Genomic DNA, 24494 nt, shown 5'->3' on the forward strand with positions numbered 1-24494 from the left:
GGTCAACGAAAATTCCGAGGGTGATTCCGAGCCCCGTCCGCTGCAATATCCGCCGGTCTCCCGCATCCCCGTGGAGGGCGGCGGGATAAAGTTAGGACGAAACGTACTCTAATGAAAGCGACTTGCCATCAAAAACCATGCCCAGGGCTTTCATGGCCCGTATAAAGCCCCCCATAGCCGAAGGATTATGAATATAATAGCCCGAAACGCCAATTGACGGCCTGCGGCTACTTTTTACCCAACTGTTTCCCTCCGATGCATCATAGTGGATAAAAAAGTTACAGCGCTCAAATCGTTTTTTATTTTTCAGCCAGTCCTTTCCGAGCCGGAAATTAGATTTTTATCTAATAAAAACAAATATTTAAACTTTAAATCTTTCTTTTGGCACGCCCATTGCTTATGTAGGAGGGCAAGAACGGCGGCGGCGACAAAAACAAAACAGATCAAGCGCAGACCGCCGCAAACATAAGGAGGCTGATTAATGAGAAAATTATCTGAAAGCATAGCGAACAAACCCATGGTCGGCCTCCACAAAGCATTGCAATTGTGTGCCAGACTCACCCAGCAGGATACGCCGGACCCCTTGCCGGCAATGACCTTAGCCTGGGAAGTCAGGGGCCGGAAAGGATGCGGCGGAGGACAACGCTGATCCCTGCGGCAGCCGGAATGGCCCAACGTTTCATCATCCCCAACCTCCTCTATCTCTCGGACCGGTTTTCGGGAAGAACCCTCCCCTGACCGGAAGCCGGTCCGAGGCCCCTCTTTCGAGGGGAAACATGAGGCGAAGTAATTAAAGAAAGAATACTTTAGCAATTAAAATAACAAGTTAAATACCGCAGTATATTCCCCTCTTCATCCCCTCTTCATCCCCTGGCCCCTCTTTCCCATACTGGGAAAGGGGGGTTGCCTTTTGTAGAGAAGCGGTTTTTATCCACTGCAAGGACAACCGGGTATTTTTTATCCACGTGTACCCATGCGACGCGATCCAATGGATAAAAAGGTTACATATATCGGGTTGCATATACAGCAAATTATTCCCCCAAAAATTAGCACGAACTCAATATTATAAATAAATTCAATATATTAAAAAATTATTATCGTACTTGGCACGACTGTTGCCAATATAGAAGGGCAAGAGCAGCGAGGCTGCCAAAATAAACAAGAACAGGGTTGAACAAAACCCCATAACCATAAAGGCGGCGTTATGATGGAATTAGCAGCAGGAATGACGACCATGGCAATCATCGGACTTCTGGCCGGATCGGCCATGGCCTGGAATTGCTTTGATCGTGAAAACGGCCGCCGCAGAATGGAATATGCTTTCGCCTGTAGCAAATACACCGGCGAAAACCAGGAAGCCTGCAATAACTTATTAAAGGAGATTGTTGAACAAAAAGAACTGATGAGCATGAAAGCTGAAGCAGCCGGAGTCGCCGGACCCCTTGCCGGCAGAGGCTACGGCTATGGCCATTACGGACGCGGGTTTCGCGCCGGCGGCGGATACTGCCGGCGATAAGCCCGGGAAAAATGGCTGGTCGCGATCATCCCTCTTTTATCTCCTCAATCCCCCGGGACGGTTTTCGGAAAGAACCCTCCCCCGACCGAAAGCCGGCCCGGTCCCCTTAGTTGAGGCGAGAACGAGGAAAGATGATCGGATAAACCCAATAAAGACATTATACCGCAGTTATTCCTATCTCAATCACTCCTCATCATCCCCGGCCCCCTTTCCCGCGTTGGGAAAGGGGGTCACTCTTTTTTGGAGCTTTATTTGGATGCTCAAAAAGTCAAGGGCGCTAAAAGCAGGCCTGAGCTGCGGGATGCAACCGCTGAAAAACCAATGGCCTGCGGCGTTTTTTGAATATACGCCGCCCTTACTTTCGGCGTTTTTCTGCAAAAAATCTACGGATGTAAAAGAGCTTCGTCTTAATTTCCCTTATACACCAATAGGTCTAATACGGCCTGGGCCGCTTATGTATGCGTCAGATCAGCCTAAAAGTTCCTTCAATTCCTCTTTGCGTTTATCGCCGATGCCGTCCCAACGCTTGCCCTGGAGGGCTCCTTCAAAAGAAAAGAGATAGTAGCAGAGGGGAAGTCGGGCTCCCGGATATGCGTCCCGGATTTTTCTGTGGGCTTCCACCGGACCGATGGCCCGGAGGTCGTCTTCTGTGTAAACGCCTATATGGTTGAGGCGTTTTGCGATGGTGTTGCCAATGTTCTGCAGTTCTTCTACTTTCTGACTCATCAAACCTTCCATCTGTTAGCATTGCGAACTCCCTATTCCCGTTTATCGTGGGATGATTGCGGGAACTGAGGGGGAGTCCTTAGTTCTCTCCAGGTTTTTTTGCCCAAAGTAAAAACAGGCAAAGCTCCCGGCGCAATTAGAAACACTAAATGAAAATGGGTTTTTAGGGCTTGTCCCCCAGGCAGCCAAAAATACAGCAGTCCAATTACCGTGAGGGTCAAAATGCCTATCAGGCCCAAATAGAGTTTCCGGAAAGGAGTGTCAGGATACTTCCATGGGGAGAAAACACTCAAGTAAACCATTGCAAGGCAAAAAAGCCCTGCGCCCAGGAAGGCGCCGGCGTAATTGCCTTTTGCCAAAAGAACTCCGGAAAGAATCAGCGCCCAAAGAAAAGAGCCTATTCCTCCTAAGGTCCATCCCAGTTTAGGCCCCAGGTCCCTCTGCATATCCGCCTCCCGAATCCTTTAACCGGACGTGCAACTCTCAAGCCTAACTCCGGGCAAATCCTGTCCGGTCCCTATGTTGCAACAATATAACAAATTTTTCAAGCTAATTTAATAATCAACGCATTATCTTCCTTAACCACTTGGTATGTTTTTATGGGATGAGGCGCCGGACCTTTCAGATTGGCGCCATCATATTCGTACATGGAACCGTTGACGCTGCAACACTGAACGCAGTTTTGCCCCGGTACGGGATCAAGCCTTCTGTGCCCTATATGCGTGCAGCGATTTTTCACGGCCCGGTATGTTCCGTCATCCCCCAGGAACACCAGCACTCTCTCAGGTAAATCGCCGCCTTCCAGACGTATGGAGCCGCCGGGCTTGGAAAGTTCGGGCGCCTGACCCAAATCCACAGTGATTACGCCGTCGCGGAACGACCAGCAATCCGAGTCCTGCGGGGTTTTGGTTGCAGGCACTCCCAATATGCGATTGATAAAGCCTCTTTTCAGACCTTGCTTACCCATTGTTTGCGTCTCCTGTTGCGGAAACCGTCTTGATTTCCCGTTTGCCTTGCAGGCGCTCATCCAAATAAGAACGCACCTTTTGATAGATTTCCCGGGCCTCCCGGCAGGGAGGCAGGGTCCGGGCGATTTTTTCCAGATACGCCCTTTTGTTCAACAGCACAAATGACTTGTCGATATTCAGGTCAAAAACCCACCCCATTTGCAACACCATAAAATCCGGAGCGGTTTTCAAATCCAGGGAGTTGACGATGCCCCCGGCCATAATGTCTTTGTGCACGTTTTGCGAAATGCTTCGATCTCCAGGCAGCCCCAATTCCACGGTTTCCTTGGGCGCTTCCATTTTTCCGTTGTAATGGGCGCACACCACCCGCCAGATGTCCAGCTTGTCCGCGTCCCGGAGCAGGCGAAGAAAGAACTCCCCTTCCGGGGACGCATCCGCCGGGACTTCCTTTTTGTTATGCCATTTTACGCAATACAAAATCAGCCGCCGTTCACATTCAGGAAAGTCCTCCAGCAGGTTTTCCCTGGCGATAATTTCCGCGCTTTCATCCCCGTGGTCCACGCTGACGGCGTCCACAAAGGTTTTGAACCTGGCATACTGGGTGAATCGCCCCACGTCGTGAAGTAGAGCCATCATCCTGGCAAGGCGCATTTCACGGGACGAAAGAAACAGGGACTTGCCCAGCACTCCGATTTCGCCCATGACCCGAAAAGTATGCCGGGTTTTCAGGGCGCAAGCGTCCCAAACCTGGCCGTCGTCTCCGCAAAAGCTGCTGGCATAGTTGCGGAACCATGCGGTGTATCGGCTTATGTCTTGCCCAGGGCGCATGATATCAGAGCTTATGCACGGACGGCTTTTCATCAGGATCAATTTCCACGGCGATGGTGTCGCCGGTCTTAAAGCCCAGGCGGAAGAAGCTCTTGATCACCTCATCATGCCGGTCCATGTTCCAATATACGGACCAGACCGGGTTTCTTAGGGTGTCAATGCCGTACGCGTCATGGGAGCATAGGTTGATCCTGAACTTGTCCTTGGCGATGAGCGTATCCGCTTCAGCCAGAAAGTAGTCCATTTGATATAGATTGGTGTGAAGGGCTTTGGCCAACTGGCCGTGAATTTCAGGGTACTCATCCAGGTAATGATTGGCGACCTGGTACAATTCCTTCGGATCCCTGGTGGAAAGGCGAAGCACGGCGTAACGTTCGTGCCAGATGGCGAACTCCTCCATATCCCGCTCATATCCCCGGATCAGGGAAAGGAGATCCTCTATGGTGGTTTTCTCGCCGTCCTCCCGGCCCAGGACGATGTCCTCGCATTTGGAAATGACCTCCAGATAAAACGCGTTGTTGTCCATGACGAACAAGGGGCGCTCCCTGTAATTCCTGCGCCGGCGGATCCTGCGCACGCCGTCCAGCTTGATGCGGGTTTCACTGTCCTTGAAGGCCCGGGTGTCTATGGATGATATATCCTTGGCCTGAACCACAAAGACCTCTCCGGTGGTGGACACGATGAATTCGATCTCACACCGGAAGCCTAAAAAGGCCTGGATTTCCTGGGACATATGCAGAAGTTTGATATCGTGAGGGGTGTTGGTGATATAAGGATCCCGCTGGACTTTGTGACTCCGGTCCATGCTGTAGCCGAACTCCCAATGGTCCCCCACCATCTTGGCCATGATGCTGGCGCCGCTGATAAAGGGCATGACGATAACGCCCATGTCGTCCAGCTTAAGCTCCGGAGCGTTATTGAAAATCTGCTGGCGCATGATGGCCAGCTTTTTGGCCTTGCGGGCGGATTTGATAATCCGCTTTCTGGCGTATTTAATGCCCCCTATGTCGGCGTAGGTTTCCAGAGAGTCGAAGGTGCCGCCTTTATAATACTCCTCCATGGGGTGGGCGCTTCTGGCGATTACTTTGAAGTCGTCCGAAAACCGGCCTAAAAAATCCTCCAACTCTTTAAAGGAGTCCTTTTCGAAATCTTCAGCAGGGATGTAAATAAAATCCGGCACATTAAAATTGCCCTGTTTTAACAAGGCCAAAAGCCTGGCTTTTTCCGGCAGCATCTTTTCCACCGCAGCCTCCGACGCATAGAATGAAAATACCAATTTGCAAATTTAGATGACCACAAAACCTTAACTGAAAAATCATACCATACACAGTGCTTGACTTCAACATAACGCGTGGGAAAACAAAGGGAGACTGGTTAAATTACAGGGTCGATGGGGACCGGCTTTCAACCTTGGCTGATCGGCCAGGCAATAATTCGCCTTGCGACTACCGGGTGAAGGGATTGGACGCTTTTTCCCGGCCAATTGTGGTGGTGGGCTCCGGACCGTAGTCATGCCCCGGCAAAACCACAGTTTCCTCCGGCAGAACATACAGGCGCTCTTTGATGCTCTTGACCAGCACCTTCAACGACGCCCCGGGAAACCAGGTCGCTCCGATGGATCCCGCAAACAGCGTGTCTCCGGAAAAAAGACGGCCCTCCCCCAGCAGACAAATCCCTCCCGGACTGTGGCCGGGGGTGTGCATCACCTCAAGCTGGGTTTCTCCAATGGAAATCCGGTCTCCATCCTCCAGGAGGACGTCTGCGGGCGGGGATTTCCTGCCGCCCATCATCCTGCACGCAACGGCGCCAAACAAGGAGGTCAGCATCTTTGCGTCCTTGTTGTGGATGTACAGGCGAGCCCCGGTCGCCGAAATAATGCCGGCATTCCCGCAAATATGGTCGAAATGGCCGTGGGTGTTGATGACGTGCGTGACCTTGCCCCCCATTTCGTCAACCTGCCCCAATATGGTTGAAGCATCGAATGCCGGGTCGATAAGCGCGCAGTTTTTTGTGACGGGGTCCTGAATCACATAACAAAAAACCCCCATGGAACCGCCCAGGACTTGACGAATGATCAAAGGCCCCTCCTTTTTTTTAATGAATAAAGCGCATCGGCGCCGTCAAGAAGTTGCTCTCAATGAAGGATTGTGTTTATCATGCTCCGAAGTTTCAGTCAAAATCATCCCGTTTACAGAGATCATCGACATGGAAGACCAAACCGTATTGGAATGCCGAAATCTGGGGTTTGCTTACGAAAACAACAAGGACCTTTTTTCGGAAGTCAACCTGAAGGTTCCAGCCGGCGCTTTTGTGCAGATTCAAGGAGCTTCGGGGACGGGAAAGTCCACGTTTTTGCGGCTTCTTAACCGGCTGGCGATTCCCGCAAAGGGGGCCGTGCTATTCAAGGGAAAGGACCTGCAGGAATTAGAGGGGCCCGAATTAAGAACCCGGATTGTCTACCTTCAGCAAACGCCCACGTTGATCCAGGGCAGCGTACGCCACAACCTTGTGCTGCCTTTCCGGTTCTCCCAAAACAAAAAGCGTCAGGCTCCTGAAGATGACGAACTCCGAAAGGGTCTCCAGCGTTTTATGCTGGATGAAATCAGCCTGGAGCAATCGGCCCTGGATCTCTCCGTAGGGCAGCGCCAGCGTTTATGCCTGCTGAGGGCCATCTTGCTTTCGCCCGACGTCCTGCTGTTGGACGAACCCACAAGCGCCCTGGACAGGGACAGCCGTCAGGCGGTGGTGGACGTGGTAAACAAGCTGCGCCGGGAGGACAATATAACCATGTTTCTGGTGGCCCACACGGAGTTTTCCATCGAATCGGAGAAGGTTATTTATTGCACCTTGCATAACGGAAAAATGGAGGTCCAATGAGTCAGGTCGTACACATCAGCCTCTGGCAGTTGGGGCTTGGAACGATTTTCATCCTCATAGCCGGGGCGACCTCCTTGATTTATAAGCTGGGGCTGGAGAAGGACCTGTTCTGGGGGGCTGTTCGCACCTTTGCCCAGCTGTTTTTAATGGGCTACGCCTTAACCATTATTTTCACCTTAAACCTCGGCTGGATGGTCCTGGCCATCTACGCGGTGATGATCGGCTTCGCCGCCCTGACCGTGCGCGGCAGGGTCAAAGAAAAGCAGGTTCCCATCCTAATCCCGACCTTCGTCTCCATGCTGACCAGCTACATGCTTGTGAGCATTCTTATAACCGGCGTTATTGTCGGCGTGGATCCTTGGTGGCAGCCCCGATATTTTCTAACCTTGGGGGGCATGGTCGTGGGCAATTCCATGACCGCTGTGGCTATCTCCCTGGAACGCCTGTTTGCTGAGCTGAGACAGCGCTCCAACGAGGTGGAAATGATGCTTTGCCTGGGCGCCGATTACAAGGAGGCCAGCCACCCCATGCTGGCGGAAGCCTTAAAAGCCGGCATGATCCCCTCCATCAATTCCATGATTGGCGCAGGGATCGTGTTTATACCCGGCATGATGACCGGCCAAATTCTGGCGGGCGCCGATCCCCTGGAAGCCATCCGCTACCAGATTGTGGTGATGCTCATGTTGGTGGGATCCACGGCATTGGGGTCTTTGCTTATCACCCTGCTGGTCCGGAGAAAATGTTTCGGCGCAGCCCAGGAACTAAGATTGACCAAAACCAAGGGGCTTTCCTAATCAAACCACTCAATACATAGGCGCACATGCTTGAAATCTTACAGAATATTGGAATTTTCGCCTTGGATTCCCTCAAGACGACGGGCATGATCCTGCTCATGATCATGGGGCCGGGCATGCTCTTCGCCCTGATTATGAACAGCGTCTCCACCCGGTTGAAATCCGAATTATGGAACTTGCTGGGCCGAAAGCTATACCTGGCCGCCTTTGGATGGTTGGGAGTAAGCGTGCACGAGCTGGGGCACGCCGTCATGTGCCTTTTATTCGGGCATAAAATCAACAAGTTGCAACTCTTTGCGCCGGATCAAAAATCAGGAACCCTGGGCGCCGTGAATCACAGCTTCAATCCCCGCAATCCATACCAGGTGGTGGGCAATTTCTTTATAGCCCTCGGCCCTGTCATCCTGGGAGTCGCAGTTATTTGGGCGGCGGCGCATTTTTTGCTTCCCCACGGAATTGCAAGCCTGGACATCTCCGTCAAATGGTCCGATTTCCGATCCCTGGACTCCTTTTTAAGATTGGCCGCTTCCTCCTGGGACGCCGCAAAGGACATGCTGGACGACCTGTTCACCAAGGCAGTCTGGAGCCAATGGCAGACCTGGGTTTTTACCTATATCCTCATTTGCGTGGGAAGCGGCATTTCCCTTTCGTGGTCCGACATATCCGGCGGGATTGAAGGATTCCTGGCCTTCTTTGTTCTGTTGTTTATCGCCGTGCTTATCGCTGCGTATTTGGACAGCATACCCACCCAGCAAATCAAAGCCTTAAGCCGGGCTATAGCAAACGTGTATCCCTTTATGCTTTTCGCCCTGGCTTTAAACGCCATGCTGGCCGTGTCTGTTTTCCTGCTCAACACATTGAAAGAATCTATAAAAAGTTAAATATTTTGCGTCAAATTCCGATAATAAGATTAAGAGGCTTAGCTCGCGAATCAATGATCGGACGGAGGCGCCATGTACTCTATCAAGAACGACGCGGCAAAAAATCGTCTTTACGTTACCATCGGAGTCCTCAAAACCAGAGATTCGTGCAACTTGGTCAACGCCATGTTAAAGCGGGCTTCCAAAATGCGAAGAGGATTTACGCTTTTATTGGACCTCTCCACATTCAAGCCGACCTCGGAACTGGCGACCCAACATATTTGCACAGGAATAGATTACCTGCAAAAGCAAGGCCTTGGATATATAGCCAAGGTATCCTGCCCCATGGAGGCTATGGCTGATATTGACGTTTTCTGCATTCCTTACGGCATGGAATGCCAAACGGCGGCTACAGCAGCAGAAGCGGACAAAATATTGGATTGGTGGGCGGCGGCGCAAGAAGCCAAGGGCGCCATGATAGAAAAAGGCGCAGCCCCCGCTTTTCAGGAATACAATCCGCCTGACTGTGTTTTCCTTTCACCGCAGGATTAACGCGTCAGCTTATTTCCAGCTCATCCCCCACACATAACCGGTTGATCTTAAAAGCCTGGTAAAAGGCGCTTAAAGCCGGAAGGGCCGTGCAATGATTAGGGAACAGAGACTCCACGCCCTGGCCGCGGAAGTAGTCGATGGTTTTTTCAACCACTTTCGAATCGTCCAGCAAATGAAATCCCCCGATCACCGTGCGGATGCATCCCTGCCCGGTCACCTTTTTAGCGTACTCGCAAATATTGCAGATCCCGGCGTGCGAGCACCCGGTAATCACAACCAGGCCATTGGGCGTCGTAACAGCCAGCGCCGTGTCGTCGGGGAGTAATTCGGGACGCTTTTCTCCGTCTTCCATATAGTAATAAGACGTGGATTGGGACTCGAAATCGTTCTCCCGCGGAATCTCGCCCAAAAACCACATGTTCTCGCTGACCTTATAAGGTCCGGAGCTTTCGATCAAATCGAACCTTTCCATGATCTGATCCCGGCTCATGGCCATGCCGTTAAACTGGCCGGAAGGCTTTCTGCGGTCCCGGAACGCCATGGGATGAAGCAGCAAGGGTTTGCGAATTCCCGCGTTGGACAAAGGCCCAAGGCCGTCCGCATGGTCCCAATGGCCATGGCTGAGGACGATCAAATCGGCGGAGTCCAGGTTGACGCCGGCCAGAGCGGCGTTATACAAAACGATCTCTGAAGGGCCTGTGTCAAACAGCACATTCTTTTCCCCTTGAATGAATATGGACAAGCCGTGCTGGCCGGAAAATTTTTTGTCCAGAAAACCCATGCGGGCCTGATCCTCGCAAAGAAACGTTAACTTACATTCCTTCTTCATTGCTACTCCTCCCAAAATCAGACAGTTACTTTCAATAGAAACCCGGGTTCAGAACTGGGCTGGAATACATAGCGTGTATAAATATGTCAAATTCATATTTTCTATAAATAAGGGCGTCAGATCTAAATCCTTACACATATTGCAATTTAGTAAATACATTTCAAGCTGTTAGGGCAAGGCTTAAATCTGATTAAATAAATGGGGATAGATGGGATGAACGGAGCGTCTTACTATATGCGCCCTTTTAGTTTCTTTGCAGGACCATGATGCTGATGTCGTCGGAAAAGGAGCCGCTTCCGTGAAAGCGGAACAATTCCTCCGCGGTTGTTCGCATGACGCTTTCCAGGTCCTGCGAGCGGCTGTCTTCCAGCAATTGCATGAGCCGCTTTTGGGAAAACTCATTATCCTGGTCGTCGCGGCACTCGGTGATGCCGTCGGAATACAGATAAAGCCGGTCGCCGGGGTTCAGGGTGAACTCGTATCCGGAATACTCGGCGTTTTCCAAAAGCCCCACGGGAAAGCCTCCATTGCCGATGGTTTCCAGGGCGCCCTGGCTTGGTACGCGTATGGGATGGGGGTGGCCCGCCTGGGTTAGGATGGTGCGGCCGGTTCGCACGTCTGTTATTCCCAGGATCATGGTGAAGTAGGCCTGCAGAGTGTCGCTGCTTTGAAACAGGAGGTTCAGCTTGGCGGCCATGTCCTCAGGGGAAAGCAGCGTTCCCGAGCCGTTTCGAGATATGCCGGTAGTCATGGCCTCCTCCCATATCAGGGAGGTGAGGGTTTTGCTGACGGTCACGGAAAGCATGGCCGCGGGAACTCCGTGGCCGGAGATGTCCAGGATGAAAAAGGCGATATGGTTGTCCCCCAAGGGGAAAAAGTTGAACATATCCCCGCCCACAATGGCGCAGGGCATGAACAGGGAGCCGAAACTGAACCCGTTAAGTTCGCCGGTCTGGGCGGGCAATAGGCTTTGCTGAACCGAGGCCGCCACTTGGAGGTCCTTGGTGATAATGTCGTTGGAGCGGGAGAGGTTGATATTGGATTGAGACAGTGCCTCGTTTTTGACTTTGAGCTCTTTTTCCAGGCTCAGGATTCTTTCAGCCGCCGTGATCCGGGCCTTGAGTTCTCCGGCGTTAAAAGGCTTGGATATGAAGTCGTCGGCCCCGGCTTCCAGGCCTTCCATCAATTCGGACTTGCTTGTTTTTGCGGTAAGCAGAATCAGGTAGGTGTACGAGGACAGAGAGCTTTGCCGGATTTTTTTGCACAAGGCCGGGCCTTCCATGCCAGGCATCATCCAGTCTATCACGGCAAGGCGGGGCGCCTCCGGATCCTGCAAAATCTCCCAGGCCTGGGCCCCGTCCTGGGCCGTAACAACCTCATAACCCCATTTGGACAAGAGAGTTTTAAGGGCTATCTGAACTGTTCTGTCATCATCAGCGACGAGTATTTTCATAGCGGTATGGTCGAAATTTCCCGCCTCCTTCAGGTTTTTGATTCCGTTTCTTAAGGCCTGGTCATAAAATCGGCTTTTAGGCTGTGTTCCTTTAGAATCTATTTTACGGAACCAGGAAGCGCTGATCAAAGAAAAAATTGTTCCAAGCGACGCGCCCCCCGAAATGAGTACAAATTAATCTTGATATTCTATAGGGAAATTGATATGGATTAATGATAATCAATGCATTTTGAACAGATTGGCCTTACTCGGATTTTTTGTAGATTAAACCCTTTAATTTTGCATCTACACTCGAAACACCCGGTAAAATATGAAGCCTTCCATAGCGCTTAAAGGTCAGTTGGATTTTGTCAGTCTGGCTCAAGTCATTCAATTTTTATCATCCAATTCCAGCAACGGCGCTCTTGTTCTTAAAAGCCCGTACATAAATCAACCGGGGGTGATCTGTTTTAACAAAGGCATAATCACCAATGCCTTTTGCGGCGATTTACAGGGGATCGACGCTGCATACTCCCTGTTCGGCTGGACCGAAGGGGAGTTTGAATTCGACGTAAACCGCGTGGAAACTGAACGGGTCATCACTCAAAGCCTGATGGAAATCATCATGGAAGGCGCCCGGATGCTGGACGAAGGGCGCATCCAGGAACTGGGCGCGGAAAACCAGGATATCGCCAAGCCCTTCCGGCCTCACCTGGAAGAAGGCGTGAACTTCATCCCCAGCCCGGACGTGGACTACTCGTACGTGGTGGAAGAGGAGATTTTCTCCCCGGGCCAGAACATTGTTGAGGAAGGCAACCACGGCAACTGGATTTGCGTCATCCTGGACGGATATGCGGACGTGATCAAAGACACCAAAAAGGGGCCTTTCACCCTATGCAGAATCGGGCCGGGCGCTTTGATCGGAGACATCGCCATCGTCCTGAAAAAGGAGAACGTACGGCGCGCGTCCGTCATATCCGTGGACGAAGTCACCTTGGGCGTTCTGGATCTGGAGCGTATTCACCGGGAACTGGCCCTCATGTCCCGAAGCCTCCGCGGCGTTCTTTTGGGGCTCAACCGCCGGTTGGCCGAAGTCAATCATAATCTGTCCAGGCTGCACGTGTCCGACAAAACCTACGACATCAAAAGCCTGAGCGGCAGGGACGTCTTTGATTTCAACCGGAGCGACAAGCTCTTCACCATCACGCAAGGCTGGGCTTCCCTGGTCGCCAAAGGCTCGCAAGGATACGTAAAAGTCGCCGAAATGGAGCATGGCGATTTTGTGGGCCGGGTTCCTTTTCTGGATTTGGGCCACGAGCCGAGCCAGGCCGTCCTGCTGCCTTCCGAGGACTTCGCCGTGGAGGAACTGCCCACCGAAGACATCGTCGCCGAGTACGAAAACTCCTCCAACATGATTCAATGCATTGCCAGCTACATCTCCAACTGCGTCGCAGCCACCACCATGCAAATCCGTGGAACCGGCAAAAACGACTAGCCCTCCGAACCGTACGAGCGTTTCTCCCGCACACGGCTCTCCTGTCGATGGTTTCCTCATCGGGATTGGCGCGCTTCAAGCCAAGTTTCCTCCATGGTGAAAAGGAGCCGCATTGAGGCCCCCTAATCTTCCGACAAAATGCGCTCGGCGCGCTGGCGAGCCTGTTCAAAAGGCTCGGGCTTGTATGGGTCGATCCATGCCTGGGCGGCGGAATCCGGCCCCATGACAAAAAACAAGGACTGCACCAAAAAGAACAGCCACACGGCCAAGGCCCATGTCAGGCCCGAATGGGGAGAAAGCAGATTCACCAGCACGGCGCCGCCTGCGCTCACGCCCAGTTCCACGGCCAGGGACCTGGCGCCTTTTCCCGCAAAGCAAACCCCGCTGCGAATCCAGGCCAGAATGACAATGGCCGCAACCAGGAAGCTGGTTTGAGGCAGTCCCACAAAGGCCAGAGCCAGCAACAGAAACAAGGGGAACAGGCAGGTCAAAAACTTGGCCCCGCTCCACCTGCGAAGCAGCCAGGCGTATCCGGCCAAAAAGATCCACAAGGTCATGCGGAAGGCCCAATACGGTCCGGAGATCAGGTTCAGGGAAAAGTACGCCGGGATAAAGGCCAGGCCGCAGGCCAGGGCGTACCAGATGGTTCCGGAAAAATGGCTGCGCATGGCCCTGACCTCCCGTTCCAGGCCTTGGGCGGGGGCGTCGTTTAAGTAGGCAAAGTTGTTATTCATGGCGCAAAGCCTCCTTGCGTTTTTCAAGCTCCCATTGAATTTCCTCGTCGCTCAAATCCTGCCCGGCGAAGGACGCGCCCTGGACGCCGCTATACTCCTGGTTCTTTTTCGCCGCCATAAACGCATCGGCCTGGACTTTCAGGCGTTCGTGCACCAGGGCTTTTTCCTCCATGTCCTGCTGCAGGCGGGATATTTCCCGATTCAGCTCCTGGATTTGCAAATCCAGCTTCTGGACGACGCCGGTCACGGTTTTGTGCTTGCGGATTAAAAATTTGGCGATGTCGTCCTTTTCCTTTTTCACGGCTTCGCAAAGGTCCTGATCCACTTTTTCCGCCAGCTCCTCCTGGGCCTTGAGGTTGGCTTTCAGGTTGTCCCTTCTGGCGGAAAGCCGGGACAGCTTGATGCGCTCCCGGGACATGGCGTCTTCCATTTCCCGCAGGCATTGGGCCAGGACCAGGCCTTTGTCTTCGATCTGATCCATGACCCCGTGAATGTCCGCTTTGCACAGCCTGGTTAATCTTGTCATAATTCCCATTTGGCGGCCTCCTTGATTGAAAATTCCGTCAAACCCATCCTCCTTTCCGTCCTTCCCCGATGGGAGGGGGAAGGACAAAGGCTTGATGGCTTTGATGATGAAGCGCGTTGGGTATTGTCGAGATGGATTTCCTTGTTTTACAGGGATTCAAGGCCTACAACCGCCCTGAATCCTTCCTTTGACGTTTTGCGCTTCATCTGCAATCCCACGCGGAGCATGGGGTTGGTAAAAATGTTTGCCGGACGGGCCTGCACGCACATTGCCTTTTTAAGTTTGACAGGGTGCAATCAGGCATGACGGTTATTGTTTGGTTACAACAATGCGATGCAAAACCGCCCGGCAAGCAAATTTTATGTCTGGCAAGCTCTATTTAATTCCCCGGCGGTCCTTATACCCTTCGTATTGCATGGACTTGGAAACCGATCTTTGCTTTTGCATGACCTCCGAGGAGTCTCCGGTAAAGGTTTCGTCCACCTTGTCCATTAGGGCCTCGCAGTCTTCGTTAAGATTGGACTCCACGCTGGGCGAATTCACCACGCTGTTTTGCACCTGGATGCTCTGGCGGTACTCTTGGATGCGATGCTTGGCCTGATCCTTGTCGCCGGCCTTGATGTCCGCGGCCACCTCTTCCTTGAGGACGTTCCAGTCCGCATTAAGCACCTTCTCCTCCCAGGCTTCCCTGGATACGGATTCCAAAGCGGCCATGGCGTTTTGGGTCACCTGCACTTCAAAGGATTGGGGGCACATGGCCGTCAGGGTTTGGCCTTCGTGCACATAGGTTGCCTTGACGCCGTCAAAATTCAGGATTTCACCGGCGTCGCCGTTGGCATGCAGCCGAATGTACAGGGTGCGGGATTGCCCGGAAAGAAGAGCGCCGGGAGAGATAAACGCTCCGTTTTCCCTGTTGATCACGGGATATCCGTTGGCGGAAACCGCAGTCACGCCCTTGGGCAAAGGCAGATGGATGGAAAGAGCGCTGGCAGCTACGGCCCGGGTCCAGTTGGCTTCCTCCTGAAAGACGGCCAAAAAATCGCCGGGTTTTTCCAGGTAGTAATACCGGCCCCTGCCGCCGTCCGCCACGGTTGCCATAAGCTGCTCGTTAAAATCCTGGCCCAGACCCACGGTGGTTACGGAATAAACCAGGCCGTCGTCCCGGAGCCCGGCCATGGCGGCAAGTTGATTGGGATCAGTGACGCCCTGGTTGGCCTGGCCGTCGGAAATCAGGATGACCTTGCCCATGCGGCCGGGATCGCCAAAGGCTCTCAAGACGTTTACGCCTTTTTCCAGGCCGCCGCCCAGATTGGTGCCGCCGCCCGCCGGAATGGAGTCCACCATCCAGTTGAGGGAATTGCGTTTGTCGTTCGTCAGATAATGCAGGCCATCCCCGCCGTCCACGGAGTTGGAATAGGTCACCAAAGAGAAACGGTCCTGGCTGCGTAGTCCTTCCACCAGGCCCTTGACCGCCGCCTTGGCGTCCCGGATTTTCCGGCCGCCCATGGACCCGCTTCTATCCAGGACGATCACCATGTCCACGGGCCTGGTTTTGGTTTGCTCCGGCGCCAGAACCTCGTCTGCGGTCATGGTCAGGACCAGGTCGAACATGCGGTCCCCGGTTGCGTGGATTTTATCCTGGGTCAATTCTCCGGTCAGGGCGACGATGCCGTTTTTCACCGGTTTGATTGCAACCGGCGGTATCGCGGGCGCGACAGGCGGGGGGGCGACAACGCCCGCGCTTCTGTTGGCGTAAGCCATGGCGGCGAATGTCGCCGCGATAAGGACTCCTACGAGTATAAGGGCTTTGGCTTTCATGGCGCTCTCCTTTATTCTAGCTATTCAGTTCACGGCAGGTTTTCACCAGTTTGATGAATTCGGCGCGGTATCCCATTTCGTCGGGGCCCACGGACTCCTCGGCCATGCTTTGGATCTGGCCCCAGGTCAGGCGCTCGGCGTAGGGAGAGTTTCTCAGCAGCATGCCCCAGCCTGCCACGGCCGCGGAAAACCGGAAGTCATCGGATGTATCGCCGAATTCCATGGACGATTCGTCCAGCACCCGGGTGATAAGCCTGCTGCGGTTTTCCTCGGGATTCTTGTAGCGAAATTTGATGGTAAGGATTTCGTTGCTGTTCCGGAGCTCAGGGACGGGTTCGCTTTCCTGATATTTTAGGGGATCGACCCTTTGGGCGCCCATGCCCAGCCCGGCGGGAACGATTTCGTATAATGCGGTAACGGAATGGCCCGGCCCGATTTCTCCGGCGTCTTTCAGATCGTTGTTGAAATCCTCCGCCGCCAGCAGCCTGTTTTCATAGCCCACCAGACGGTACTGACTGACCCTGGCCGGATTGAATTCCACCTGGATCTTCACGTCTTTGGCCAGGGTGAACATGTTGGCCCGCATGTCCTGCACAAAGACTTTGTGCGCTTCCCTGCGGCTGTCGATATAATAGAAATTTCCGTTGCCGGCGTTGGAGATGGCTTCCATTTTTTCGTCTTTGTAATTGCCCATGCCGAAGCCGCAGATGGTCAGATAAATTCCGGCCCTGCGCTTTTCTTCGATCATGCGCACCAGTTCCGGGGTGGAGGAGACGCCCACGTTGAAGTCGCCGTCCGTGCAAAGAATCACCCGGTTATTGCCTTCGGGAATGAGATTTTCCCAGGCCACCCTGTAGGCCAGCTCAATGCCTTGGCCGCCGGCCGTGGAGCCCCCGGCTTCCAGGCGGTCAAGCGCCTTGATGATTGTGCGTCTATGCCGCGCAGATGTGGAAGGAAGAGCCAGCCCCGCCGATCCGGCGTAGGTCACAATGGACACACGGTCATTGCGGCCCAACTCTCTCACCAGCATTTCCATGGATTCTTTAACCAAAGGCAGCTTGCCTCTGCTGCCCATGGAACCTGAAACATCCAAAAGGAACACCAGGTTGGAGGGCTTGACGTCTTTGTAATTCAGGCGCTTGCCTTGAAGCCCCACATGCACAAGCATGTTGTCCCTGTTCCACGGGCATTGGGACATTTCCATGGTGATGGAAAAGGGATCTTCGCCCTTGGGCTGGGGGTAGTCGTAATGAAAATAGTTGATCATTTCTTCAATGCGCACCGCATCCACGGGCGGCATGCCGCCGTTTGTCAAAAAGCGCCGCACGTTGGAGTAGGACGCCGTATCCACGTCAATGGAAAAGGTGGACAAAGGATCATAAAGAGGAGATTTAAACCCTCCTTCGTGAATGGATGCGTACTCTTCCGCACTGAACTCAGAGCCATCGTTGTATAAGGCGTAACTCCGCTCTGACTTGGGGACGGGGCAGTGTTGGGCCGCCGACATCGAAAGAGCAGGCCCCGTGGACTTTGAGGTGTAACCGCTGTAACCGGTCATGGCGTCTTCGCTCACAGTCTTTTGAGAGCAACTGGTGAGCGAAACCGCGGCCGACCCGGCCAGGCAGACGATGGCAATGATCAACAGGGCGTAAGTGACGACGTCTCGCAGAATCTGTTCCTTTTGGCTTTGCATGATTTCCTCCCCTTGATTATTTGTAATGAGCCGTACTTTCTCCTTACGGGGCTATGATGCGCCCGGAGCGGCCTTAGGCGCAATTCAAAGAACTGCAAAAACGGAAGACCGGTTTTTTGCATAAGTTTTGCTTTTTCCCAGGGCGGATTGGTGCTAAGCTAAGGCCTGGAATTTGTTGACTGTTGTGATGCGTTTCACATCACCCGCCTGGGGCGCGATAATATTTGGAACAGGTTTTGCGGGGCATTAACATGAAAGAACCAAGGGCGAGCATTCTACTGGTGGAAGACGACCCGGCTATTTCCCGGGGCCTGTTGGACGTATTTGTGTTCAACGGATTTGCAGCCAAGGGCGTGGAAGACGGCAAGCAGGGCCTGGACGAGGCCTTGTCCGGCCAGTACGACCTGGTGATTTTGGACGTCATGCTGCCGTCCATGGACGGATTTTCCATCTGCCGCAAGCTGCGGGAGGTCAAGCCCTCCCAGGCCATTATCATGTTGACGGCCAAAGGCTCGGAAAACGACATTGTAACCGGTTTCAGCGCAGGGGCCGACGACTACGTGAGCAAGCCTTTTTCCCTAAAAGAGCTGATGGTGCGTGTGGAGGCGGTCCTCAGGCGATCCGGCAAGAATTTGGGAACCGCCAAGGTGAGCATCGGCGGAATCATCTTTGACGAGGCTCAGCTTAAAGCGGCCTACGAAGACAAAACCGAGGAGCTGACCCGCCGGGAAATGGATATCGTCCTGTATTTGCATCGCCAGGAAGGACGGATTGTGCCCAAACGGGAGCTTTTGTTGGAGGTCTGGCACTATAACGATCCGGACGTGGAAACCCGCACCGTGGACATCCATGTATTGAAGCTGAGAAAAAAGATTACGGAACTGGCTGGAGAGGACAAGCCCCTAATCGTGACAGTGCGAGGGGAAGGATACAAGCTGGAAATACCAATGATGATTTGAGGGATGATGGACAATTTTTGTCGCCCCTCGCATTGTAGTCGCGAGGTCTCCTCGCAAAAAATGGAATTCCATGGGGTCGAATATACCGGCGCCGTGTTTAGGATGGAAAGTCCTTCAATCATGGTCCCTTCCCCCCTGGCGGGGGAAGGACAGGATGGGGGGGTAATCGCCGATGAAACCAAAAGCTGCTCAAAGCATGGAAAGGGCGAAGGCGCTTCGATCCAACATGACTGAGGCGGAGAAGAAATTGTGGCAACGCCTGCGAAAACGTCAGGTGCAAGGCTGCAAGTTCCGCAGGCAGTTTTCCATCGGCGCATACATTGTGGATTTCGTGTGTTTGGAAAAGCGGCTTATTGTGGAACTGGACGGAGGTCAGCATAAACAGCAAGCCTCTTATGATTCCTTTAGAACAGCTTGGTTGGAGGCCAATAATTTTTGCATACTGCGATTCTGGAACAATCAGGTGATGCAAAATACCGACGAAGTCGTTCAGGCCATATTCAACAAGCTGTCCCAGGCGTGAAATGGAGGAAATCATATGGTTTCTTCGCCCATGATAACGTCGTGTGGGGAGCGAAAAATCACCCCCTCCCCGGCCCTCCCCCGTCAAGGGGGAGGGAGTGTTGCAAGCCGTGAGGGATGCGGTTAGTAACCGTCTTCCAAGGTTGAAACGGCATAACAGCGCGATTCCCGCGCTGGTTGGGCTGGGAGATCCAGCCCCTACTTCGGGCGGGGCAAGCCCTGCACCCTACAGGGCTGAACAGGCCGTCGCCGCCGGAGACTCGTTCTCACGCTTTTCGTGAGCATGCATACGGGGGCTGCATAGAGGAGATTGCCTCCCCTCAGGCAAGTTGACGTTGGGTTCGAAGTCCACAAGCGCAGTTGAAGGCTTTCTGCATAAAAGCCGGACTTCTTAACCCAACCTACGGCTCAGCTTGACGCGATGCAGGTTGGGTTGAACTTGCGAAACCCAACAAGAAAGTAAAATAATTACAATTACTTGGATTATTTTTTTGTTGGATCGGAGGGTTTTTTAATGATCGGCGCTATCGCAGGGGATGTAATCGGGTCGGTGTACGAGGCGGTCAATAACAAGTCCCTGTTTTTTCCGCTGTTCAGCCCCTATTCCAGGTTCACGGACGACACCGTGCTGACCGTGGCCATTGCCCAGGCCATTCTGAAAGAAAGGCCTTACCTGGACTGCATCAGGGAGTTTGGACGCAAATATCCCAACGCCGGGTTCGGCGGCCATTTTTACGACTGGCTGTTTGCCGCCAATCCCCTGCCCTACAACAGTTGGGGCAATGGCTCGGCCATGCGGGTGAGCCCGGTGGGATTCGCCTTTGACGACATGGACAAGGTGCTGGAGGAGGCGAAAAAATCCGCCGAGGTTTCCCATAATCATCCAGAGGGGATCAAGGGCGCCCAGGCCGTGGCCTGCGCCGTATTTCTTGCTCGCAAAGGCGCGGGCAAGGAGGATATCCGGGGGGAAATCGCGGCGCGCTTCGATTACAACATGGACCGCACCGTGGATGAAATCCGCCCCAATTATGCGTTTGACGTATCGTGCCAGGGTTCGGTCCCGGAGGCGATCATCGCCTTTTTGGACTCCGAAAATTTTGAGGACGCCATTCGTCAGGCTATCTCCCTGGGCGGAGATAGCGACACCATCGGCTGCATGGCCGGGGCCATCGCCCAGGCTTATTACAAAGGAGTTCCCGGGGAAATCGCGGGAGAAGTCCGGTCTCGTCTTCCCGAGGAGTTTTTGAACATCATCGACGAATTTAACAAGGTGTACGGCCTTTCATGAACATTAACCGGCTGCGGATCATAATCGTCCTGTTTTGCCTGGCTTTGGCGGCGCCCTCCGCCTATTTCATCCGCCACGCCCGCATGGGCATGGAGCAGGAGGAGCGCGGCGCTCTGCAATTTTTTGCGGACACCATCCTGGACTACATGGAAGAAGACCTGGCCAGGCTGGTGGAGCGCGAGGAAGGCCGGGCCGTGGATGATTACGCAGCGTCGGCGAACGGCGGCCTGACCATGGATTCCGTGGAAGGCTTTATTGTCGGCTACCTGCAAAACAACCCGGACGGCTCGTTTACCACGCCCTACGGGGACGACCCCGTGCTGGTCAGGCAGTTGCAATCGGCCAACGGCGCCTTTAACAAACTGCGCATGGAGCGCCGCGAGGTGGAAGACGCGGAGGCTCTCACCTTGATAACTCAGGTCGGGGACGCTGACAAACAGCCGGCGCCCGAGCCGGAGGCCAAGCCTCAAATCTCCGAGGAAAAGGCCCTCCAGGAAAAACAGGAGATCGCCCAGGTCAAGAAATCCTTTGTGGAACGGTATCTGGATCCCCTTATTTCCCGGCAGTCCAAGGAGCAGTTGGGGCAAAAAGGAAGGCGGGTGGAGGAAATCTCCATTGAGCAGGCCAGCAATATGTCCAATAAGGAAATGCCGTCCCGGGACGTCTCCGCCATCCAGTTGAAGGACGAAGGATCGGACTCGGCGGTCGTTTATGAGGATACCGCCCTGGCTGTGTACAAACCGGAAACGGATGATCTTAAGCCGGCGCCGTCCGAGGAAAGCTCATGGTCAAAACCCAAGCCTAAATCGTCCGTTTCCCATACTTTCAGCGGCCCAGGGGCCTCCGCCCTTGCCGAGTCCATGGATCCGGCTCCGAAGAACGAGTTGGGGCGTCAGTCATTTTTGCGGGAAGATCGTTTCGGCCTTCCCGCCAGCAGAGAAGCGGCGCAAAAAAAGCTGAAGCTGACCATGGACGCCCAGGATAAAGGCAAGCTGCGGGTGGAAGTGGATCCGCTGCAAAGCATGGTTCTGGACCACGAACGGATTTTGCTGTTCCGGCGCATTGTGCTGGACAATCGGGTGTACAACCAGGGCATGCTCATCGATACTTCGGCGTTCCTGGAGTACTTGAACGACGTCTACTTTGCACGCCAGCCCATGGCCCGGTATTCCACCCTTACTTTGTCGGTCATGGACCGGGGCGTGGAGACCAACACCGTCACCACCGGCAAAACCCTGCCCAGTTTGGTGTATCGGGCGGAACGGGTTTTTCCCAGGCCGTTTTCCTTTTTGGTGGCCGCCATCGAATGCCACGATCTGCCCAAATCCGCTGGACGAAGAACTCTGAACATCATGCAAGGGGTGTTCTGGTTTGTGGTTCTGGCAGGGCTTTTCGCCATATACCGCAGCGCGGCGGCGGTCATGGATTACTCCCGCAGGAGAAGCCAGTTCGTCAGTTCCGTCACCCACGAGTTGAAAACGCCTTTGACCAACATCCGCATGTACGTTGAAATGCTGGAAATGGGCATAGCCAAAGATACGGAACGCGAACAAGAGTATCTACAGGTCCTGGGATCGGAATCCTCCCGGCTGTCCCGGCTTATCACCAACGTGCTGCAATTCGCCCGGCTGGAAAACAGAAAATCCATCCTGGAATTGCAGGAAGGAGATTTGTCCGAGGTTCTGGCTGAAGTGAGGCAGGTCATGGGGGAAAGATTGCGGTCCGAAGGGTTTATTTTGGAAGCGGATAAGGCGGCCCAAAGGCCCTTCCAATACGACCGGGAGGCCATGGTCCAGATCCTGGTGAATCTGGTGGAAAACAGCGTGAAATTCGGCAAGGACGCCCGGGACAAGGAGGTTTTAATCACCCTGAAGCAGGAGCCCGGCCGCACCATGGTGAAGGTCTCGGACAAAGGTCCGGGCATTCCTAAAAAGGCCTTGAAAAAGGTGTTCAAGGATTTCTTCCGGGTGGACAATTCCCTCACCCGCACCACCCGGGGAACGGGCATCGGCCTGGCCTTGGTTCGGCGGTTCACCGAGTCCATGGGCGGCAGGGTCACGGCGGAAAACAACCCCGGTCCCGGCTGCACCATCACCCTGCATTTACCTTCTTAAACGGCGCGTTTTCATCGCAGCGGCTAAAAGTAAATTTGAAAGGAAAGGTTTAACTCCGTATTGGAAAAGTCGCGGGAGCGTTGAAACAGGGCCTGGGCGTGAAAGCCCGTGTTTTGGGAGGTTGCAATGACCGATTCCATCAATCCCGTCAGGGCGGTGTGATCGTCTCCCAGGAGGTAACGGGTTCCCTTGCCTTCAAGCCGCAGGCGAAGCCATGGAGCGGGATCGGCCAGAAGCCCTGTGCGCAGCCCGGGGCCGGCGCCGTATCCCATGTCCCATCCGGGGGTTGCGGCAAAGTCCGCCTCGGCCAGCGCATAGCACAGGCCAAGGGGGCCGAGATCCTTGGATATTCCCCCGCCCATGTTGAACACATAGGCGGCGCCCTGGCCTCCGTCCGGGTCGATCATTTGGCGAAAACCCGTTTCCACGCGCCAGGAAAGGGACTTGAACACGGCGTCCCGAAGCGCCAGGGAGAATATGTCCAGCAAATCCACTTGATGAAGATCCACCCGGCCTTTTTCCGGAAAGTAGTCCACAGAAGCGTTCAGGACTTTGATTTGAGCGCCTTTTTCGTACCCTTTGGGATTGTCGTCAAAGCCGTGGAACAAGGGCCGCCATCCAAGCCGGCAAACGGCCTCGCCGTCGTTGGCGCCTCCTCCGGCCCAAACCTTGGAGGAAAGATGCCCGGAGTCCGGCGCGGCCGGCTGGGGGACGGGCGAGGATTCCCGTCGTCCAAGTCCGCTTCTCGCCGCCAGAATGCTTCGGTATCGCTGCGTGTAATCCTCCTTGGACAGGACTTTGCGGGTGTATCGATAAGATGCGGTTTCCGCGGCTAAATCCAAAACCCTGGCCTGCTTTTCCAGCGTTTTTATCTTATATAGGGCCGATTCGGGCGGCGCCTCCCCCTGGGCGATTTCCAGGGCCTGCTTTTTCTCCTTTCCTGACAATCCGTTGCGAAGATGCTCGATGCGCGTCATCTTGGAAGGCCGGTAAGCCGGCGGCCCGTCCAGGAATCCGCCTTTTTCCGCCAGCCGGATAGTATCCACCGGGACCGCTATATACGGGCATTGGCCGGCCAGGTTTGCACCGGGCCTGGCGGCGTCCAGGAGGTAAAGGAGGTTGAAGGCGCAGTTTTCGTCGATGAAAAAGTAATCCGAATAGATATTGTCCAGCTCGTAAAGGTGAAGCAACATGCGCCGGAGTTCTTCCGGAGTCAGGTTCAAGGGATACTCCCACATGTCCCGGTGGGACACGTCGCTGTATTCCTGGATTTTGTCGTAATAGGGCAGCATGGAGAAATAGCCCTTGTACCCCCCTAACAAACCCTTATAGGCGAATATGGGCCCCCAGGTGCGGCCGGTGACGGCGCTGTAGTTCACGGCGTTGGCCAGCAGCCTGCCCTGGCCTTTGGCTTCCACGGCCAACAGGGTATGCCCGAACATGGAGGCCGGGCTGTTAATATGGGCGGAGGGGAAGATCAGCACGGCCGAGTCCGGCGCCATGGCTGCGTAGATTTTTTCGAAGCGGGGGCACTCCCGGACGGGGAAGGCGCTTGCTGAATCGCCTATTTGCGATGCAATCCAGGCGAACCGGGCGGGGAAACGGCACACGGCGTGGGGCTTTTCCGCGTCTTCATCCCAGGGTTGAAAAAAGGCCTGAAGGTCGGCCAAAAGCTCGGCTTGCGGGTTTTTCTTGCCGTCCGGCGCCAGAAAAAAATTTGGGTCGTCCACCCGGCTTTTAAAGCCGGACCCTTGTTTTTGATAATGGAGCAATACATGCCAGTAAGGATTCTGATGCAGCTTTTCGGCCAGGGCTCTATCGATTATTGTTTCCAAGTCCGTGGGGGATTGCGCGATGCAAAGGCCGGGAAGGACAAGCAGGGCGATCAGGCAGCAAAAAAAGGAGAAACCCCGCCTGAAAACAAGCGGGGCCTCCCCTTTGGTATTTTGCAAGCCGGATTTAC

The 24494-nt window shown here is 54.1% G+C and carries 23 protein-coding genes; 10 read left to right on the top strand and 13 right to left on the bottom strand.

Going from position 1 to position 24494, the window contains the following annotated elements; all coding sequences use genetic code 11:
• Window positions 1-306 precede the first annotated feature (306 nt).
• Window positions 307-519, bottom strand: coding sequence for a hypothetical protein (locus tag G491_RS0104455; RefSeq protein WP_028313729.1), 213 nt, complete (start codon window positions 517-519; stop codon window positions 307-309).
• A 685-nt stretch (window positions 520-1204) separates the two neighbouring features.
• On the opposite strand from G491_RS0104455, the gene G491_RS0104465 reads away from it, so the two are divergent.
• Window positions 1205-1516, top strand: coding sequence for a hypothetical protein (locus G491_RS0104465; protein ID WP_028313731.1), 312 nt, complete (start codon window positions 1205-1207; stop codon window positions 1514-1516).
• A gap of 468 nt (window positions 1517-1984) precedes the next feature.
• Here G491_RS0104465 and G491_RS0104475 read toward each other — a convergent pair whose 3' ends face one another.
• The 5 genes from G491_RS0104475 to G491_RS0104500 all read right to left on the bottom strand — a co-directional run bounded on the left by G491_RS0104475 (window position 1985) and on the right by G491_RS0104500 (window position 6116).
• The gene (locus tag G491_RS0104475; protein WP_012609484.1) at window positions 1985-2242 is read right to left on the bottom strand and encodes a TfoX/Sxy family protein; all 258 of its coding nucleotides are present in this window, start codon (window positions 2240-2242) and stop codon (window positions 1985-1987) included.
• Between the two features lie 544 nt (window positions 2243-2786).
• A complete protein-coding gene (locus tag G491_RS0104485; protein ID WP_028313734.1) occupies window positions 2787-3209 on the bottom strand; it encodes a QcrA and Rieske domain-containing protein in 423 nt (140 codons plus the stop codon).
• Window positions 3202-4038: an HD domain-containing protein gene (locus G491_RS29410; RefSeq protein WP_169829385.1), complete on the bottom strand. Its 837-nt coding sequence runs from the start codon at window positions 4036-4038 to the stop codon at window positions 3202-3204. Before G491_RS29410 ends, G491_RS0104485 begins: the two co-directional genes overlap by 8 nt.
• A gap of 4 nt (window positions 4039-4042) precedes the next feature.
• Window positions 4043-5272, bottom strand: coding sequence for a hypothetical protein (locus tag G491_RS0104495; protein WP_136360736.1), 1230 nt, complete (start codon window positions 5270-5272; stop codon window positions 4043-4045).
• A gap of 211 nt (window positions 5273-5483) precedes the next feature.
• The gene (locus tag G491_RS0104500) at window positions 5484-6116 is read right to left on the bottom strand and encodes an MBL fold metallo-hydrolase (RefSeq protein ID WP_028313735.1); all 633 of its coding nucleotides are present in this window, start codon (window positions 6114-6116) and stop codon (window positions 5484-5486) included.
• A gap of 127 nt (window positions 6117-6243) precedes the next feature.
• On the opposite strand from G491_RS0104500, the gene G491_RS29415 reads away from it, so the two are divergent.
• The 4 genes from G491_RS29415 (at window position 6244) to G491_RS0104520 (ending at window position 9121) form a co-directional block, all read left to right on the top strand.
• Window positions 6244-6915, top strand: a complete 672-nt coding sequence (locus tag G491_RS29415; RefSeq protein ID WP_035217835.1) for an ABC transporter ATP-binding protein — start codon at window positions 6244-6246, stop codon at window positions 6913-6915.
• Window positions 6912-7709 carry an ABC transporter permease gene (locus G491_RS0104510; RefSeq protein WP_028313736.1) on the top strand — a complete coding sequence of 266 codons (798 nt, stop codon included), beginning with the start codon at window positions 6912-6914 and terminating at the stop codon, window positions 7707-7709. The genes G491_RS29415 and G491_RS0104510 overlap by 4 nt, the downstream gene beginning before the upstream one ends.
• Before the next feature lie 26 nt (window positions 7710-7735).
• Window positions 7736-8590: a M50 family metallopeptidase gene (locus tag G491_RS0104515; protein WP_028313737.1), complete on the top strand. Its 855-nt coding sequence runs from the start codon at window positions 7736-7738 to the stop codon at window positions 8588-8590.
• 72 nt (window positions 8591-8662) lie between these two features.
• Window positions 8663-9121 (top strand): hypothetical protein, encoded by a 459-nt coding sequence (locus G491_RS0104520; RefSeq protein WP_012609475.1) that lies wholly within the window; start codon window positions 8663-8665, stop codon window positions 9119-9121.
• Between the two features lie 4 nt (window positions 9122-9125).
• Here the strand turns inward: G491_RS0104520 and G491_RS0104525 are convergent, their stop codons facing one another.
• Window positions 9126-9950, bottom strand: coding sequence for an MBL fold metallo-hydrolase (locus G491_RS0104525; protein ID WP_028313738.1), 825 nt, complete (start codon window positions 9948-9950; stop codon window positions 9126-9128).
• 244 nt (window positions 9951-10194) lie between these two features.
• Entirely contained in the window at window positions 10195-11403 is a 1209-nt protein-coding gene (locus G491_RS0104530) for a PP2C family protein-serine/threonine phosphatase (protein WP_028313739.1), read from the bottom strand.
• 310 nt (window positions 11404-11713) lie between these two features.
• Between G491_RS0104530 and G491_RS0104535 the strand changes: the two genes are divergently transcribed.
• A complete protein-coding gene (locus G491_RS0104535; protein WP_012609472.1) occupies window positions 11714-12877 on the top strand; it encodes a DUF4388 domain-containing protein in 1164 nt (387 codons plus the stop codon).
• 122 nt (window positions 12878-12999) lie between these two features.
• On the opposite strand, the gene G491_RS0104540 is transcribed toward G491_RS0104535, so the two are convergent.
• The 4 genes from G491_RS0104540 to G491_RS0104560 all read right to left on the bottom strand — a co-directional run bounded on the left by G491_RS0104540 (window position 13000) and on the right by G491_RS0104560 (window position 17648).
• On the bottom strand, window positions 13000-13611 hold the full coding sequence (locus G491_RS0104540) for a hypothetical protein (RefSeq protein ID WP_028313740.1): 612 nt from the start codon (window positions 13609-13611) through the stop codon (window positions 13000-13002).
• A complete protein-coding gene (locus tag G491_RS0104545; protein WP_028313741.1) occupies window positions 13604-14146 on the bottom strand; it encodes a PspA/IM30 family protein in 543 nt (180 codons plus the stop codon). The genes G491_RS0104540 and G491_RS0104545 overlap by 8 nt, the downstream gene beginning before the upstream one ends.
• Before the next feature lie 366 nt (window positions 14147-14512).
• Window positions 14513-15955, bottom strand: coding sequence for a vWA domain-containing protein (locus G491_RS0104555; RefSeq protein ID WP_028313743.1), 1443 nt, complete (start codon window positions 15953-15955; stop codon window positions 14513-14515).
• Between the two features lie 16 nt (window positions 15956-15971).
• A complete protein-coding gene (locus G491_RS0104560; RefSeq protein ID WP_028313744.1) occupies window positions 15972-17648 on the bottom strand; it encodes a vWA domain-containing protein in 1677 nt (558 codons plus the stop codon).
• Window positions 17649-17899: 251 nt separating this feature from the next.
• Between G491_RS0104560 and G491_RS0104565 the strand changes: the two genes are divergently transcribed.
• The 4 genes from G491_RS0104565 (at window position 17900) to G491_RS0104580 (ending at window position 22531) form a co-directional block, all read left to right on the top strand.
• Window positions 17900-18607, top strand: a complete 708-nt coding sequence (locus G491_RS0104565) for a response regulator transcription factor (protein WP_028313745.1) — start codon at window positions 17900-17902, stop codon at window positions 18605-18607.
• Between the two features lie 172 nt (window positions 18608-18779).
• Window positions 18780-19130, top strand: coding sequence for an endonuclease domain-containing protein (locus G491_RS0104570; RefSeq protein ID WP_028313746.1), 351 nt, complete (start codon window positions 18780-18782; stop codon window positions 19128-19130).
• A gap of 513 nt (window positions 19131-19643) precedes the next feature.
• Complete coding sequence (locus G491_RS0104575; protein ID WP_028313747.1) at window positions 19644-20417, top strand: ADP-ribosylglycohydrolase family protein; 774 nt, start codon at window positions 19644-19646, stop codon at window positions 20415-20417.
• Window positions 20414-22531, top strand: coding sequence for a sensor histidine kinase (locus G491_RS0104580; protein ID WP_028313748.1), 2118 nt, complete (start codon window positions 20414-20416; stop codon window positions 22529-22531). Before G491_RS0104575 ends, G491_RS0104580 begins: the two co-directional genes overlap by 4 nt.
• A 23-nt stretch (window positions 22532-22554) precedes the next feature.
• Here G491_RS0104580 and G491_RS29420 read toward each other — a convergent pair whose 3' ends face one another.
• Window positions 22555-24483: an Lnb N-terminal periplasmic domain-containing protein gene (locus G491_RS29420; protein WP_169829386.1), complete on the bottom strand. Its 1929-nt coding sequence runs from the start codon at window positions 24481-24483 to the stop codon at window positions 22555-22557.
• Window positions 24484-24494 lie beyond the last annotated feature (11 nt).

Origin of the sequence: Desulfatibacillum aliphaticivorans DSM 15576 (assembly GCF_000429905.1) — a bacterium.
Taxonomy (GTDB): domain Bacteria; phylum Desulfobacterota; class Desulfobacteria; order Desulfobacterales; family Desulfatibacillaceae; genus Desulfatibacillum; species Desulfatibacillum aliphaticivorans.